Source organism: Streptomyces sp. NPDC048600 (genome assembly GCF_055587025.1).
On sequence record NZ_JBVJGZ010000016.1, the window covers coordinates 36,458 to 50,405 of the forward strand.

Genomic DNA, 13,948 nt, shown 5'->3' on the forward strand with positions numbered 1-13,948 from the left:
CTCGTGCGACGCCGTACGGGGTCAGGCGGGCTGCTGCGCGGCGGCGATGCGCTCGTTGCGCAGCGCCTCGTACCAGCGGTCGTCGATCGGCGGCAGGGCGTTGACGTCGAGCGCCAGCTTCAGCAGCAGGTCTGCGATCAGCGGATTGCGGGCGAGCACCGGCCCGTGCATGTACGTGCCGAAGACGGTGTCGTTGTACGCCCCCTCCGTGCCGTCCCCGGTGCCGTTGCCCTTGCCCAGGCGGACCCGGGCGAACGGACGGGCGGTGGGGCCGAGCTGGGTGACGCCCTGGTGGTTCTCGAAGCCCGTCAGCGGGGGCAGGCCCAGCCGCGGGTCGATGTCGCCGAGGACGTCGCCGACACAGCGCTCGCCCGTCCCGCGCACCGTGGTGACGTCCAGCAGCCCGAGACCGGGCTCCCGCTGGCCGAGGTCGTTGACGAACTCGTGGCCGAGGATCTGGTACCCGGCGCACACCGCGAACACGATCGCGCCGTTCTGCACCGCCTGGTACAGATGACCGTCGCGGCGCAGCCGCTCGGCGGCCAGCCGCTGCGGCCGGTCCTCGCCGCCGCCGATCAGATAGATGTCGCCGGACGTCGGGATCGGCTGGTCGCTGCGCACGTCCATCCGGGCCACGTCGAGACCGCGCTGGCGGGCCCGCCGCTCGACGACGAGGGCGTTGCCCTGGTCGCCGTAGGTGCTGAGCAGGTCGGGGTAGATCCACACCAGCCGCAGTTGGTTGTCGCTCATGAAGTGATCGTCCTCCCTGTTCAGTTGCCGACGATCCGGCGCAGGTCCTGGAACGCGGTGTAGTTCGCGATGACCTCGATCCGGCCGGGCGGGGCCTGCTGGACGGCCTGGTCGAGGTTCTCGCAGACCTGGAAGTGCTGGTTCGCGACCTCCAGACGCACCGCGAGGTCCAGCTTCCGGTCGCCGATCACGAAGATCGGGTGGCCGGTCAGGCGTGTGTAGTCGACGTCCCACAGCCACGAGGTGTCGGTGCCGTCGGCGCCGCGCGCGTTCACGGACAGGATCACCGGGGTCGGCGGCGGGTCGATCAGGGAGAACGTCTCCAGCCAGCCCGCGGGGTTCTTGGCGAGCAGCAGCCGCAGATCGCGCTGCATGTACTGCACCACGTCGTAGCGTCCGGCGACGGCCTGCACCTGGTACATCCGCTCCAGGGCGACCTGTGGCGGCACGCCGAACACGGCGGCGACGGCGGCCGAGGAGGCGGCGTTGGCCTTGTTGGCGCGGCCCGGCAGCTGGAGATGGATCGGCCAGGCGGAGCCGTGCGGGTCGAGGACGTGGTCGCCGGAGAGCGCCCAGGTCGGGTTCGGGCGGCGGAAGCCGCAGTCGCCGCAGAACCAGTCGTCGCCGGGGCGCTGCATCACACCGCCGCAGGACGGGCACGACCAGGCGTCGTCCTTCCACATCTGGCCGGCGGCAACCCAGATCACGTTCGGCGAGGAGGACGCGGCCCACACGACCAGCGGGTCGTCGGCGTTCGCCACGATCACCGCCTTGGAGCCCGCGAGACCCTCACGCCAGTTCTCCGCGAGCATGCGGGTCTCCGCGGCGCGGTCGAGCTGGTCGCGCGAGAGGTTGAGGAGGGCGATGCACTTCGGGGCGGTGTCCCGGGCGACACCCGCGAGGTACTTCTCGTCGACCTCGATCACGCCGAACTTCGACTCCGAGCCGCCCGCCAGCGCCGACGTGATACCGGCCGGCATGTTGGCGCCGAGGGCGTTGGACACGACCGGTCCGGCCGCGCGCAGCGCCTCGGCGATGAGCCGGGTGGTGGTGGTCTTGCCGTTGGTCGCCGAGACCAGGACCACGTCCAGGTTCTGTGCCAGCCGGGCGAGCAGGTCGGGGTCGAGCTTGAGGGCCACCCGTCCGCCGATCACCGAACCGCTCCCGCGCCCCGCGGCACGGGATGCCGCCGCGACAGCCTTGCCGGCGGTCACGGCGAGCTTGGCCCGCGGAGTGAGCGGGTCCGAATTGCCTGCCATCAGTCCTCGATCCTCCTTGCTTACGCGCCGCTTCGAAAGCCTCGACGGCCACGTGGTGTGGCCTCAGCCTATCGAGATCCACTCACGTGCCCGAATCGCGGCACCGTCACGATCCAGGCACGCACCTGTCGCGACCTGCCAGACCGTACCCTTGCCGCCATGCGACAAGGCTTCATCCCGGGCGCCCGCGGGCGAGTCCGGCCCCTCACCCTGCTCGGTTCCCCGGTGCTCCACACCCCCTGCGCCGAGGTGACCGACTTCGGCCCCGGACTCGCCGCCCTCGTCGAGGACTTGTTCGCCACGATGTACGCCGCCGAGGGCGTGGGCCTGGCCGCCAACCAGGTGGGGGAGTCACTGCGCGTCTTCGTCTACGACTGTCCCGACGACGAAGACGTACGGCATCTCGGGCATGTCGTGAACCCCCGGCTCGTCGCGGTGGACGGTGTGGAGATCCGTGGCCCGGAGGGCTGTCTGTCCCTGCCGGGGCTGGAGGCGGGCACGGTCCGCCACGACCACGCCGTGGTCGAGGGCTTCACGATGACGGGCGAGCCCGTCACGATCCACGGCACGGGCTGGTTCGCCCGCTGCCTCCAGCACGAGTGCGACCACCTGGACGGAACGGTCTACGCGGACCGTGTGACGGGCCGGCGCCACCGTCGGCTGATGAGGCAGGTGGCCAAGGCGCCCTGGAGCTGAGACCCCGGGGCGCGGGCCGTCCCGGCGGACATGGGCGCGAGCGAACCCCGTGACGCGCGGCCCGAGTCAGAACCCGGGCCCGCCGACCCGGTCCCCGGCGGCGGCCAACCGCCCCCACAGCAGGTCCGCCAGACTCCGTACCAGTTCGGCCCGGGAACAGGGGCGTTCGCCCAGCCACCAGTCCCCGGCGGCGTGCATCATGCCGACGATGCCGTGTCCCCACACCCTGGCCAGCTGCTGCGACCCCGGTCCGAGGTCCAGCCGTTCCTCGATGACCGTGGCCAGTTCCTCGCCCATGCGCCGTAGCACCGGAGCGGAGTACTTGCCGATGTCGAACCCGGCGTCGCCCGTCTGGCCACCCTCCGAGGGGTGCATCAGGAACCGGTAGACCTGGGGCCGGGCCTCGATCGCGGCGAGGTAGGTGTCGAGGGTCGCCTCCACCCGCTCGCGCCGGTCGGCGGGCGCGTCCAGGGCGGCCCGCAGCGAGTCCAGCAGGGCGTCGGTGTGGCGCTTGGCGAGGGCGGCGTACAGGCCGCCCTTGTCCCCGAAGTGCCGGTAGAGGATCGGCTTGGTGATCCCGGCCTCCGCGGCGATGGCGTTCATGGAGGCCTGGGGGCCGTCCCGGAGCACCACTCGGTCCGCGGCCTCCAGCAGCTCGCGCCGTCGGCGGTCGGCGGACCTCTGCTGCTCGGTCCGCTGCGTGGTGTCCATGTGCTCTCCCCACCCGTGCTGATTCGGTGACGCCAGCGCAAACTAACACTCGGGACGTCCCGCGCATCGAACGGGATGCTGAGGAACCGCGATGAGTTGACTTTTCCTACTGGTCGGTAACAGACTGCGGTTACCGCAAGTAACGCGCAGGTGCCGCCGCTGGAGGGGACATGGCCGAGTTCACCATGGAGCTCAACGACGAACAGAAGGAGGTCCGCGACTGGCTGCACGGCTTCGCCGCCGATGTCATCCGGCCCGCGGCCGCCGAATGGGACGAGCGTGAGGAGACCCCCTGGCCGGTCATCCAGGAGGCCGCCAAGGTCGGCATCTACTCCCTGGACTTCTACGCCCAGCAGTACTTCGACCCGACCGGCCTCGGCATTCCGATGGCCATGGAGGAGCTGTTCTGGGGTGACGCCGGTATCGCCCTGTCCATCGTCGGCACCGGTCTCGCCGCCGTAGGCGTCCTCGCCAACGGCACGGAGGAGCAGATCGGCACCTGGATCCCCCAGATGTACGGCGACGCCAACGATGTCAAGGTGGCCGCCTTCTGCTCCTCCGAGCCGGACGCCGGTTCCGACGTCGGCTCGATGCGCACCCGCGCGGTGTACGACGAGGCCACCGACGAATGGGTGATCAACGGCACGAAGACCTGGGCGACCAACGGCGGTATCGCCAACGTCCACGTGGTCGTCGCGGTCGTCGACCCGGAGCTCGGCTCCAAGGGCCACGCCTCCTTCATCGTCCCGCCGAACACCCCCGGTCTGTCCCAGGGCCAGAAGTTCAAGAAGCACGGCATCCGCGCCTCGCACACCGCCGAGGTCATCCTGGACCAGGTCCGGGTGCCGGGCTCCTGTCTGCTGGGCGGCAAGGAGAAGCTGGACGAGCGGCTGGCCCGCGCCCGCGAGCGCGCCAGGTCCGGCGGCGAGCGTGTGAAGAACGCGGCCATGGCCACCTTCGAGGCCTCGCGCCCGGCGGTCGGCGCCATGGCGGTCGGCACCGCCCGCGCCGCGTACGAGGTCGCCCTCGACTACGCGAAGACCCGGGAGCAGTTCGGCCGGCCCATCATCGACAACCAGGGCGTCGCCTTCCAGCTCGCGGACATGCGCACCTCGGTCGACGCGGCCCGGCTGCTCGTCTGGCGCGCCTCCTGGATGGCGGTCAACGGCAAGCCGTTCACCGCGGCCGAGGGCTCGATGTCGAAGCTGTTCGCCTCCGAGACCGCCAAGCAGGTCACCGCCCAGGCGATCCAGATCCTCGGCGGCAACGGCTACACCCGTGAGTACCCGGTGGAGCGGATGCACCGGGACTCGGCGATCTACACGATCTTCGAGGGCACCAGCGAGATCCAGCGCCTGGTCATCGCCCGCACCCTCGCCGGGCTGCCCATCCGCTGACCGCGGTCACCCCCCCCGCCCGGGGCCGGGGAGTTGTTCTCCGCCCCGGAGTGCGAGCCGGCCGGGCTCCCCGTTCCGGGCACGAGTGCCCGGAACGGGGAGCCCGGACTCAGGACTGCCCGCTGCTGTGGGCGATACAGGCCACGTCGATCCGGTCGGCCAGCTTCGCCAGCTCGATCGTCAGGGCCGCGACCGTCTCCTCGTCGAGCTCCTGGTCCCCGGCCTCGACCAGATGCACCCAGCGCGCGCCCATCGTGCGCAGCAGTTTGCTCACATCGGCCGCGGCCACCTGCAGGGCCCCACGGTCGTCGACAATCAGCGGCAGAGTCACTTCGCGCACATCGGCGATCGTAACCGCGCGACCGTCACGCACCGTGCCAAACCGTCGTGATGTTGCAGAACTCGCGGATTCCGTGCCCGGACAGCTCACGCCCGTACCCCGAGCTCTTCACACCGCCGAACGGGAACGCCGGATGCGAGGCGGTCATGCCGTTGACGTAGACCGCGCCCGCCTCCAGATCCCGGACGAACCGGTCCACTTCGGCCTCGTCGCGGGTCCAGACGTTCGAACTCAGCCCGAACGGCGAGTCGTTGGCGATGAGCACGGCCTCGTCCAGGTCGCCCGCCCGGTACAGCGTCGCCACCGGACCGAACGCCTCCTCGCGGTGGATGCGCATCTCGCGGGTGATCCCGGCCAGCACCGTCGGCGGGTAGTACCAGCCCGGCAGCTCGGGACGGCGCAGCCGATGACCGCCGCACAGCAGGTCCGCCCCGCTGCGTGTCGCGTCGTCCACCAGCTCCTCCACGTCCGCCCGCCCCTGCTCGGTGGCGAGCGGGCCGACGTCCGTGTCCTCCTCCATCGGGTCGCCGACCTTGAGCGCCTTCATCGCGGTCACGAAGCGTTCGGCGAAGGCGTCGTAGACGTCCGTGTGCACGATGAACCGCTTCGCGGCGATACAGGACTGCCCGTTGTTCTGCACCCGCGCGGTCACCGCGATCTGCGCGGCCCGGTCGAGGTCGGCGGAGGGCATCACGACGTACGGGTCGCTGCCGCCGAGCTCCAGGACGGTCTTCTTGATCATCTCGCCGGAGGTGGAGGCGACGGCCCGGCCGGCCGGTTCACTGCCCGTGAGCGTCGCCGCCCGGACCCGCTCGTCGCGCAGGACGCCGTCCACCTGGGCGGCGCCGATCAGCAGGGTCTGGAAGCAGCCCTCCGTGAAGCCCGCCCGGTGGAACAGGTCCTCCAGGTACAGCGCGGTCTGCGGCACGTTCGACGCGTGCTTCAGCAGGCCCACGTTGCCCGCCATCAGCGCGGGCGCGGCGAACCGGATCACCTGCCACAGCGGGAAGTTCCACGGCATCACCGCGAGCACCGGTCCGAGCGGGCGGTAGCGCACCCGCACCCGGGACGCCCCGGAGTCCCGTACGTCCGAGGCGGCGGGCTCCTCGTCGGCGAGCAGCGCCTCGGCGTTCTCCGCGTACCAGCGCATGGCCTTGGCGCACTTGGCGGCCTCGGCCCGGGCCTGCTTGACCGGCTTGCCCATCTCGGTGGTCATCACCCGCCCGATGTCCTGCTGGTCGGCGTCCAGCAGCTCGGCGGCCCGGTTCAGCAGCCGGGCGCGGTCGGCGAAGGCGCTCGTGCGGTACGTACGGAACGTGGCCTCGGCGAGCTGGAGCCGGCGTTCCAGCTCCTCGTCCCCCATGGCCTCGTACGTCTTGAGCGTCTCGCCGTTCGCCGGGTTCACCGTAGCGATGGGCATGACCGGACCTCCCTGGGTGGGCTGTGTCTCGACGATCCCGCGCCCCGGCCGGGGCCGCAACGCGTGGACGTCAGGGCGAGTGTTCCGCGAGGCGGTCGAGAAACGCGGCCTGCGCGGAGACGACGACCTCGCGGGCTCGTTCCAGGCCGTACCAGGCGACCCGGTCCAGCTCGGGGAACTCCTGGGTGCGGCCCGAGCGTGGCGGCCACTCCATGGTGAAGGTGCCGGGGACCACCGTGGTCGGGTCCAGGTCCGCCTCGACCGCCCACACCGTGACGACCTTGCCGCCCCGCTGCCGCACCTCGCCGAGCGGTACGGCCGCACCTTCCGGCGGCTCCAGGCCCAGCTCCTCGCGGAACTCGCGCCGGGCCGCCTCCCAGGCGGGTTCCTCCGGGTCGTACTCGCCCTTCGGGACGGTCCACGCGCCGGCGTCCTTCCGGGCGAAGAACGGACCGCCCATATGGCCGAGCAGCACCTCAAGGCCGTTCTCGCCGTGGCGGTACAGCAGCAGGCCCGCGCTGCGCCGGCCCGCCGCGCTCACGGCCGCACCTCCGGGTGGGCGGCCAGCAGGGTCTCGACGGTGTCCGCCTCCTCGGGCCTCTTGTCCTCCCGGTAGCGCACCACCCGGGCGAAGCGCAGCGTGACGCCCGCCGGGTAGCGGGAGGACCGCTGGAGACCGTCGTAGGCGATCTCGACGACGAGTTCGGGGCGTACGGTCACCACCCAGCCGTCGTCCTTCACCGCGATCCGCTGCAGCCGCTCGGCCTGCCAGGCCAGCATCGCGTCGGTCATGCCCTTGAACGTCTTGCCGAGCATGGCGTACGACCCGTCCGCGCGGCGGGCGCCGAGGTGGAGGTTGGACAGCTTGCCGGTGCGGCGGCCGTGGCCCCACTCGACGGCCAGGACGACCAGGTCGAGGGTGTGCACGGGTTTCACCTTGAGCCAGGACGCTCCCCTTCGGCCCGCGCTGTAGGGGGCGTCGAGGGCCTTGACGACGACGCCCTCGTGGCCGCGGCGCAGTGTCCGGGCGAGGAAGTCCTCGGCCGGGGCCACGTCGTCCGCGCCCGCGGCGAGGGCGCGGCGCACCCGCATCGGCTCGGGCACCAGCCGGGCCAGCTCCGCGTGCCGTTCGGCGAAGGGCAGGTCGAGGAGGTCGCGGCCGTCGACGGACAGGGCGTCGAAGAAGACGGGGGAGACGGGCACGGACTCGGCCGCCGTCGCCACGTCGACGCGGGAGCCCACCCGCCCGGCGGTCTCCTGGAAGGAGCGGGGCCGGCCCTCCGCGTCGAAGGACAGCACCTCCCCGTCCAGCACGAACCGCTCGCCCGCGAGACCCAGCGCCGCCGACGTCACCTCGGGCAGCCGGTCCGTGATCTCGTCGAGGGTGCGGGTGTAGACGCGTACGTCGGTGCCGTCGCGGTGCACCTGGACGCGGATGCCGTCCAGCTTCTCCTCGACCGCGCAGGCGCCGAGCCTGCCGACGGCCTCGGCCACCGAGGCGGCGGTCTGCGCGAGCATCGGCAGGACCGGGCGGCCGACGGTGAGCCGGAAGCGGTCCAGGGCCGGCGGGCCGTCGGCGAGCAGCGCCTCGGCCACGGCCTGCAGCGACCCGGCCAGCATCACCGCACGGCGTACCTCGGCCGCCCCGGCCCCCGTCGCCTGCGCCAGCCCTTCGATCGCGACCGCGTCGAGCGCGCCCTGCCGGACCTCGCCGGTGATCAGGCCGAGCAGGAAGCGCTGTTCGTCCGCCGTGGCCGCGCCCATCAACTCGCCCACCAGCCTGGCGCGTTCGGCCTGCGAGCCGGGGCCGGAGAGCGCGCCGAGCTCGGTGAGCCGGGCGTCCACCTCGCGCACCGTCAGGCCCGGCCCGGCGGCCGGTTCGACCGGTCGGCTCAGCGTCTTCCAGCCGACCCCGAGCCGCCCCTGCGGCAGCCGGCCCGCGAGATACGGGATGACGATCGGCGCGTCCCGCGCGTCCGCCTCCCGGAACAGTTCGGCGAGCAGAGCGATCTTGCGAGACCTCGCCGACGCGGCGGCGACCTCCCGCGACACATCGGCGACCCGACTCAACAACATGCAGCCATGGTGCGCCGCCCCCCACCACCCCACACCCCGAGATCGCCATTCAAGCGGCGCGACCGGCCCAACCACGACCCGCACCCGCGATGGACCTGGCCCGTGTTTGGGGGCGCGGGGAACTGCGCGACCGTTCGACCACGCCCCGCACCTGAGGCGGCCGGGATCCTGGGCGGCGGCCCGTCTTTCAAGGGGCGCGGGGAACGGCCCGACCGGCCCGCCACGACCCGCACCTGAGGTGGAGGGGACCCTGGGCGGTGGCCCACCTCCAAGGGGCGCGGGGAACTGCGCGACCAGCCACCACAACCCACACCCGCGACGCCCCCGGCAGGGCACGGCACCGCGCCACGTCAAGACATCGCGTCGAGGTCCGCGAACAGCAACTCCCCATTCACCGCGGCAGCGGCCCGGTGACCACGGCTCGCCGCGTTCACCACCTGCTCGGCGAAGCCCGACGCGTTGCCCGCCGCCCACACCCCCGGGACACTGGTCAGACCCCGCTCGTCGATCACGGGGTACGTGCCGAACGGCGTCTCGGCCATCTCCGCGCCCAGCTTCACGAACAGCTCCGTGCGCGGCACCGGCCGGGGCGCCACGAACAGCACCTCACGCTCGTACACCGTGCCGTCCGCGAGCCGGACACCGGTCAGCCGGTCGTCCTCCACCACCAGCCCCGCCACCTCGCCGGGCACGACCTTCACCCCGGCCGCCGCGAGCCGGCGCACGTCCTGCTCGGACAGCTCCGACTCGGCGACCTCGTGCAGGAACAGCGTGACGTCCTCGGACCACTGGGACACCATCAGCGCCTGGTGCACGCTCAGCGCGTTCGCGGCCAGCACGCCGAACGCCCGGTCACGGACCTCCCAGCCGTGGCAGTAGGGGCAGTGCAGCACATCGCGGCCGAAGCGCTCGGCGACGCCCGCCACCGCCGGGAGCTCGTCCCGCAGACCGGTCGCGACGATCAGACGCCGGGCCCGTACGGTCCGGCCGCTGTCGAGCGTGACGGCGAAGTCCCCGTCCCCGTTCCCCTCCTTCACGACGTCCGTCACCCGGTCCCGGACGAGCTCGACGCCGTACCGGGCGATCTCCTCGCGCCCGGCCGCCAGGAACTCGGCGGGCGGCATCCCGTCACGGGTGAGATAGCCCTGCATGTGCGCGGCGGGCGCGTTGCGCGGCTCGCCCGCGTCGATCACGAGGGTGCGGCGCCGGGCCCGGCCCAGCACCAGCGCCGCGGACAGCCCCGCCGCGCCCCCGCCGACGACGATCACCTCGTACGTCATGGCGTTCTCCGTCCTCTCGTCCGGCCCGGTCTTCTCGGTCATCGTGACCACCTCCTGACGAGAAGGTCGCCCCGGTCTCACCGGATTGACAAACAAGTTTGCCGAAACTGCAATGTCGGCCATGACCACCGAAGACGTTCTCGCGGAAGTGGGCCCCCGGCTGCGACGGCTGCGCAAGGAGCGGGAGGTGACCCTCGCCGGGCTGTCCGGGGCGACGGGGATCTCCGTGAGCACCCTGTCCAGGCTGGAGTCCGGGCAGCGCAAGCCCTCTCTGGAGCTGCTGCTCCCGATCGCGCAGGCCCACCAGGTGCCCCTGGACGAACTGGTCGGCGCGCCGCCGGTCGGCGACCCCCGTGTGCGGGCCGCCCCGATCGTGCGGTACGGGCGCACCCACTGGCCGCTCACCCGCCAGCCGGGCGGGCTCCAGGCCTTCAAGGTGCTCGAACCCCAGCGCTCCCTGGAGCCCGACCCGCGCACCCACGAGGGCTACGAGTGGCTGTACGTGCTGTCCGGCAGGCTGCGTCTGGTGCTCGGCGAGCACGACGTGGTGCTCGGGCCGGGGGAGGCCGCCGAGTTCGACACGCGGGTGCCGCACTGGTTCGGGTCGACGGGGGAGGGGCCGGTGGAGTTCCTGAGCCTGTTCGGGCCACAGGGGGAGCGGATGCATGTGCGGGCGCGGCCGAAGAACGCGTAGCCTGTTCCCTGATCGGCAAGCGACCGCTTAGTATGCCCTCGACCCGGTCGTACGACACAGTCCGTGGAGGCCCCGAATGCAGGCATGGCAGGTGCACGAGAACGGCGAGCCGAGCGAGGTGATGCGGCTCGCGGACGTCGAGCGGCCCACGCCCGGTGACGGCCAGGTCCTGCTGAAGGTGCGCGCCGCGAACATCAACTTCCCCGATGTGCTGATGTGCCGCGGCCACTACCAGGTACGGCCGCCGCTGCCGTTCACGCCCGGCGTGGAGATCTGCGGCGAGACCGAGGACGGCCGCCGGGTGATCGCCAACCCGGCGCTGCCCCACGGCGGATTCGCCGAGTACGCCGTCGCGGACGCCGCCGCGCTGCTGCCCGCGCCGGACTCCCTGGACGACGCCGAGGCGGCCGCGCTGCACATCGGCTACCAGACGGGCTGGTTCGGTCTGCACCGCCGGGCGGCCCTGGAGGCGGGCGAGACGCTACTGGTGCACGCCGCCGCGGGCGGGGTCGGCAGCGCGGCCGTCCAGCTCGGCAAGGCGGCCGGCGCCACCGTCATCGGCGTGGTCGGCGGCGCCGACAAGGCCGCCGTCGCCCGGGAGCTGGGCTGCGACGTGGTGATCGACCGGCGCGCCGAGGACGTCGTGGCCGCGGTGAAGGAGGCAACGGGCGGCCGCGGCGCCGATGTGATCTACGACCCCGTCGGCGGCGAGGCCTACACCCAGTCGGCCAAGGTGGTCGCCTTCGAGGGCCGCATCGTCGTCGTCGGCTTCGCGAGCGGCACCATCCCCAGCCCCGCGCTCAACCACGCGCTGGTGAAGAACTACTCGGTCCTCGGCCTGCACTGGGGCCTGTACAACGTCAAGAACCCCAAGCTGGTCCTGCACTGCCACGAGCAGCTCACCGAGCTGGCCGCCCGCGGCGCGATCAAGCCCCTGATCAGCGAGCGGGTGCCGCTGGCCGAGGCCGCGGCCGCAGTACAGCGCGTCGGCGACGGTGTCACCACCGGCCGCCTCGCCGTGACGACGGAGGCAGTGGCATGACCGACGCCGACGAACTGCGCCGCCTCACCCGGGAGTTCCTGGCCGCGCACCCGCCCGCGACCACCGACCGCACCGACTTCCTGCGCGCCCGCTTCGACGCCGGCCTCGCCTGGGTGCACTACCCGCAGGGCCTCGGCGGACTGGGCGCCCCGCGCACCCTCCAGGCCGTCGTGGACGCCGAGCTGGAGGCCGCCGAGGCACCCGACAACGACCCCCGGCGGATCGGCATCGGCCTCGGCATGGCCGCCCCGACGATCCTCCGCTACGGCACCGAGGAGCAGAAGCGCCGCTTCCTGCGCCCCCTGTGGACCGGCGAGGAGGTGTGGTGCCAGCTGTTCAGCGAGCCCGGCGCCGGATCCGACCTGGCCGCGCTCGGCACCCGGGCGGTCCGGGAGGGCGACCACTGGGTCGTCAACGGGCAGAAGGTGTGGACCTCCAGCGCCCATGTCGCCCGCTGGGCCATCCTCATCGCCCGCACCGACCCGGACGTGCCCAAGCACCGGGGCATCACCTACTTCCTGTGCGACATGACCGACCCCGGCGTCGAGGTGCGCCCGCTGCGGCAGATCACCGGTGAGGCCGAGTTCAACGAGGTGTTCCTCACCGACGTCCGCATCCCCGACTCCCGCCGCCTCGGCGAGACCGGAGACGGCTGGCGGGTCGCGCAGACCACGCTGAACAACGAGCGGGTCGCGATCGGCGGCATGCGGCTGCCGCGCGAGGGCGGCATGATCGGCCCGGTCGCCCGGACCTGGCGCGAACGCCCCGAACTGCGCACCCACGACCTCCACCAGCGGCTGCTGAAGCACTGGGTCGACGCGGAGGTCGTCCGGCTCACCGGCGAACGCCTGCGCCAGCAGCTCGCGCTGGGCCAGCCCGGCCCCGAGGGCGCCGGCATGAAGCTCGCCTTCGCCCGCCTCAACCAGGAGATCAGCGGCCTGGAGGTGGAACTCCTCGGCGAGGAGGGCCTGCTGTACGACGACTGGACCATGCGGCGCCCGGAGCTGGTCGACTTCACCGGCCGCGACGCCGGCTACCGCTATCTGCGCTCCAAGGGCAACAGCATCGAGGGCGGGACCAGCGAGGTCCTGCTCAACATCGTCGCCGAGCGCGTGCTGGGCCTGCCCGCCGAGCCGCGCACCGACAAGGACGTCGCCTGGAAGGACCTGACCCGGTGAACAAAGAGCCCGATCTGCTCTACTCGGAGGAGGAGGACGCGCTCCGCGCGGCCGTCCGGGACCTGCTCGCCGACCACTGCGACGCGCCCGGCGTCATCGCCCGCACCGAGTCCGACGCCCCGCACGACCTCCGCGCCTGGAAGGCGCTCACCGACGGCATGGGCCTGGCCGGCCTGCTGGTCCCCGAGGACCGGGGCGGCCAGGGTGCCACGCACCGAGAGGCCGCCGTCGTCCTGGAGGAGCTCGGCCGCGCGGTGGCTCCCGTGCCGTACCTGACCAGCGCCGTGGTCGCCACCGAGGCCCTGCTCGCCTGCGAGGCCGAGGGCGGTCTGCTCGCCGAGCTGGCCTCCGGCCGGCGCATCGGCGCGCTCGCCGTCGCGCTGAACGTCGCGCCCGAACGCGCCTACAAGGTCGTACGGTTCGAGGACGGCGCCCTGCACGGGGAGCTGACCGGCATCGCCGACGCGGCGGCCGCAGACGTGCTGCTGGTCCCCGCGGACGACGGCGGGCTGTACGCGGTGGAGGCCAGCGCGGTCACCGTCACCCCGCAGGTGTCGCTCGACCTCACCCGGCCGCTGGCCACCGTCACCCTGGACGGCGCCGCCGGACGGCTGCTCGGCGACGCCGAACCCGCGGTGCGCCGCGCCCTGCGCGCCGGTGCCGGACTGCTGGCCTCCGAACAACTCGGCGTCGCCGAATGGGCGTTGACCGAGACCGTGCGGTACCTCAAGGAACGCAAGCAGTTCAACCGGTCCGTCGGCGGCTTCCAGGCGCTCAAGCACCGGCTCGCCCAGCTGTGGCTGGACGTCGTCGGCCTGCGCGCCGCCGCCCGCAACGCGGCCGACGCCCTGGCGGACGACTCCGACGACACGGAGACGGCCGTGGCGGTCGCCGTCGCCCAGGCGTACGCGGCGCCGGTCGCCGTGCGCGCCGCCGAGGAGGCCCTCCAACTGCACGGCGGCATCGGCATGACCTGGGAGCACCCCGTCCACCTCTGCCTCAAGCGGGCCAAGGCCGACTCCCTCGCCTACGGCACCGCGGGCGTCCACCGGGACGCGCTGGCCGAACTGGTCGACCTGCGCGCTCCCTGACGTCCGCCCGGCGA

14 protein-coding genes are annotated in these 13,948 nt (G+C 72.6%); 6 read left to right on the top strand and 8 right to left on the bottom strand.

Annotation, left to right across the window (positions count from 1 at the left end; genetic code table 11):
* Positions 1 to 21: 21 nt before the first annotated feature.
* A complete protein-coding gene (locus ACZ6SQ_RS21890) occupies positions 22 to 750 on the bottom strand; it encodes a type 1 glutamine amidotransferase (RefSeq protein ID WP_386379590.1) in 729 nt (242 codons plus the stop codon).
* A 20-nt stretch (positions 751 to 770) separates the two neighbouring features.
* Positions 771 to 2,009, bottom strand: a complete 1,239-nt coding sequence (locus tag ACZ6SQ_RS21895) for a MurT ligase domain-containing protein (RefSeq protein WP_386379589.1) — start codon at positions 2,007 to 2,009, stop codon at positions 771 to 773.
* Positions 2,010 to 2,168: 159 nt separating this feature from the next.
* Here ACZ6SQ_RS21895 and def point away from each other — a divergent pair, with 159 nt between their 5' ends.
* Positions 2,169 to 2,705 carry a peptide deformylase gene (gene def / locus ACZ6SQ_RS21900; protein ID WP_469564570.1) on the top strand — a complete coding sequence of 179 codons (537 nt, stop codon included), beginning with the start codon at positions 2,169 to 2,171 and terminating at the stop codon, positions 2,703 to 2,705.
* Between the two features lie 66 nt (positions 2,706 to 2,771).
* Here the strand turns inward: def and ACZ6SQ_RS21905 are convergent, their stop codons facing one another.
* A complete protein-coding gene (locus tag ACZ6SQ_RS21905; RefSeq protein WP_386379587.1) occupies positions 2,772 to 3,416 on the bottom strand; it encodes a TetR/AcrR family transcriptional regulator in 645 nt (214 codons plus the stop codon).
* Positions 3,417 to 3,586: 170 nt separating this feature from the next.
* Between ACZ6SQ_RS21905 and ACZ6SQ_RS21910 the strand changes: the two genes are divergently transcribed.
* Positions 3,587 to 4,813 carry an acyl-CoA dehydrogenase family protein gene (locus ACZ6SQ_RS21910; RefSeq protein ID WP_469564574.1) on the top strand — a complete coding sequence of 409 codons (1,227 nt, stop codon included), beginning with the start codon at positions 3,587 to 3,589 and terminating at the stop codon, positions 4,811 to 4,813.
* 109 nt (positions 4,814 to 4,922) lie between these two features.
* Here ACZ6SQ_RS21910 and ACZ6SQ_RS21915 read toward each other — a convergent pair whose 3' ends face one another.
* The 5 genes from ACZ6SQ_RS21915 to ACZ6SQ_RS21935 all read right to left on the bottom strand — a co-directional run bounded on the left by ACZ6SQ_RS21915 (position 4,923) and on the right by ACZ6SQ_RS21935 (position 9,971).
* Positions 4,923 to 5,153 (bottom strand): DUF6213 family protein, encoded by a 231-nt coding sequence (locus ACZ6SQ_RS21915; RefSeq protein WP_386379585.1) that lies wholly within the window; start codon positions 5,151 to 5,153, stop codon positions 4,923 to 4,925.
* Positions 5,154 to 5,178: 25 nt separating this feature from the next.
* Positions 5,179 to 6,573, bottom strand: a complete 1,395-nt coding sequence (locus ACZ6SQ_RS21920; RefSeq protein ID WP_469564578.1) for an NADP-dependent succinic semialdehyde dehydrogenase — start codon at positions 6,571 to 6,573, stop codon at positions 5,179 to 5,181.
* 70 nt (positions 6,574 to 6,643) lie between these two features.
* Positions 6,644 to 7,114 (bottom strand): NUDIX hydrolase, encoded by a 471-nt coding sequence (locus ACZ6SQ_RS21925; protein ID WP_469564581.1) that lies wholly within the window; start codon positions 7,112 to 7,114, stop codon positions 6,644 to 6,646.
* Positions 7,111 to 8,649, bottom strand: a complete 1,539-nt coding sequence (locus ACZ6SQ_RS21930; protein ID WP_469564584.1) for an ATP-dependent DNA ligase — start codon at positions 8,647 to 8,649, stop codon at positions 7,111 to 7,113. The genes ACZ6SQ_RS21925 and ACZ6SQ_RS21930 overlap by 4 nt, the downstream gene beginning before the upstream one ends.
* A 350-nt stretch (positions 8,650 to 8,999) precedes the next feature.
* Positions 9,000 to 9,971: an NAD(P)/FAD-dependent oxidoreductase gene (locus tag ACZ6SQ_RS21935; RefSeq protein ID WP_469564587.1), complete on the bottom strand. Its 972-nt coding sequence runs from the start codon at positions 9,969 to 9,971 to the stop codon at positions 9,000 to 9,002.
* A gap of 79 nt (positions 9,972 to 10,050) precedes the next feature.
* Between ACZ6SQ_RS21935 and ACZ6SQ_RS21940 the strand changes: the two genes are divergently transcribed.
* The 4 genes from ACZ6SQ_RS21940 to ACZ6SQ_RS21955 all read left to right on the top strand — a co-directional run bounded on the left by ACZ6SQ_RS21940 (position 10,051) and on the right by ACZ6SQ_RS21955 (position 13,934).
* The gene (locus tag ACZ6SQ_RS21940; RefSeq protein ID WP_469564589.1) at positions 10,051 to 10,623 is read left to right on the top strand and encodes a helix-turn-helix domain-containing protein; all 573 of its coding nucleotides are present in this window, start codon (positions 10,051 to 10,053) and stop codon (positions 10,621 to 10,623) included.
* A 76-nt stretch (positions 10,624 to 10,699) separates the two neighbouring features.
* A complete protein-coding gene (locus ACZ6SQ_RS21945; RefSeq protein WP_469564592.1) occupies positions 10,700 to 11,665 on the top strand; it encodes an NADPH:quinone oxidoreductase family protein in 966 nt (321 codons plus the stop codon).
* A complete protein-coding gene (locus tag ACZ6SQ_RS21950) occupies positions 11,662 to 12,843 on the top strand; it encodes an acyl-CoA dehydrogenase family protein (RefSeq protein ID WP_469564594.1) in 1,182 nt (393 codons plus the stop codon). The genes ACZ6SQ_RS21945 and ACZ6SQ_RS21950 overlap by 4 nt, the downstream gene beginning before the upstream one ends.
* Positions 12,840 to 13,934 carry an acyl-CoA dehydrogenase family protein gene (locus tag ACZ6SQ_RS21955; protein ID WP_469564597.1) on the top strand — a complete coding sequence of 365 codons (1,095 nt, stop codon included), beginning with the start codon at positions 12,840 to 12,842 and terminating at the stop codon, positions 13,932 to 13,934. The genes ACZ6SQ_RS21950 and ACZ6SQ_RS21955 overlap by 4 nt, the downstream gene beginning before the upstream one ends.
* Positions 13,935 to 13,948 lie beyond the last annotated feature (14 nt).

Excerpts from the sequence above, each read along its gene's own strand:
- ACZ6SQ_RS21890 (WP_386379590.1), bottom strand. The coding sequence starts at position 750 with ATGAGCGACAACCAACTGCGGCTGGTGTGGATCTACCCCGACCTGCTC.
- ACZ6SQ_RS21895 (WP_386379589.1), bottom strand. The coding sequence starts at position 2,009 with ATGGCAGGCAATTCGGACCCGCTCACTCCGCGGGCCAAGCTCGCCGTG.
- def (WP_469564570.1), top strand. The coding sequence starts at position 2,169 with ATGCGACAAGGCTTCATCCCGGGCGCCCGCGGGCGAGTCCGGCCCCTC.
- ACZ6SQ_RS21905 (WP_386379587.1), bottom strand. The coding sequence starts at position 3,416 with ATGGACACCACGCAGCGGACCGAGCAGCAGAGGTCCGCCGACCGCCGA.
- ACZ6SQ_RS21910 (WP_469564574.1), top strand. The coding sequence starts at position 3,587 with ATGGCCGAGTTCACCATGGAGCTCAACGACGAACAGAAGGAGGTCCGC.
- ACZ6SQ_RS21920 (WP_469564578.1), bottom strand. The coding sequence starts at position 6,573 with ATGCCCATCGCTACGGTGAACCCGGCGAACGGCGAGACGCTCAAGACG.
- ACZ6SQ_RS21930 (WP_469564584.1), bottom strand. The coding sequence starts at position 8,649 with ATGTTGTTGAGTCGGGTCGCCGATGTGTCGCGGGAGGTCGCCGCCGCG.
- ACZ6SQ_RS21935 (WP_469564587.1), bottom strand. The coding sequence starts at position 9,971 with ATGACCGAGAAGACCGGGCCGGACGAGAGGACGGAGAACGCCATGACG.
- ACZ6SQ_RS21940 (WP_469564589.1), top strand. The coding sequence starts at position 10,051 with ATGACCACCGAAGACGTTCTCGCGGAAGTGGGCCCCCGGCTGCGACGG.
- ACZ6SQ_RS21945 (WP_469564592.1), top strand. The coding sequence starts at position 10,700 with ATGCAGGCATGGCAGGTGCACGAGAACGGCGAGCCGAGCGAGGTGATG.
- ACZ6SQ_RS21950 (WP_469564594.1), top strand. The coding sequence starts at position 11,662 with ATGACCGACGCCGACGAACTGCGCCGCCTCACCCGGGAGTTCCTGGCC.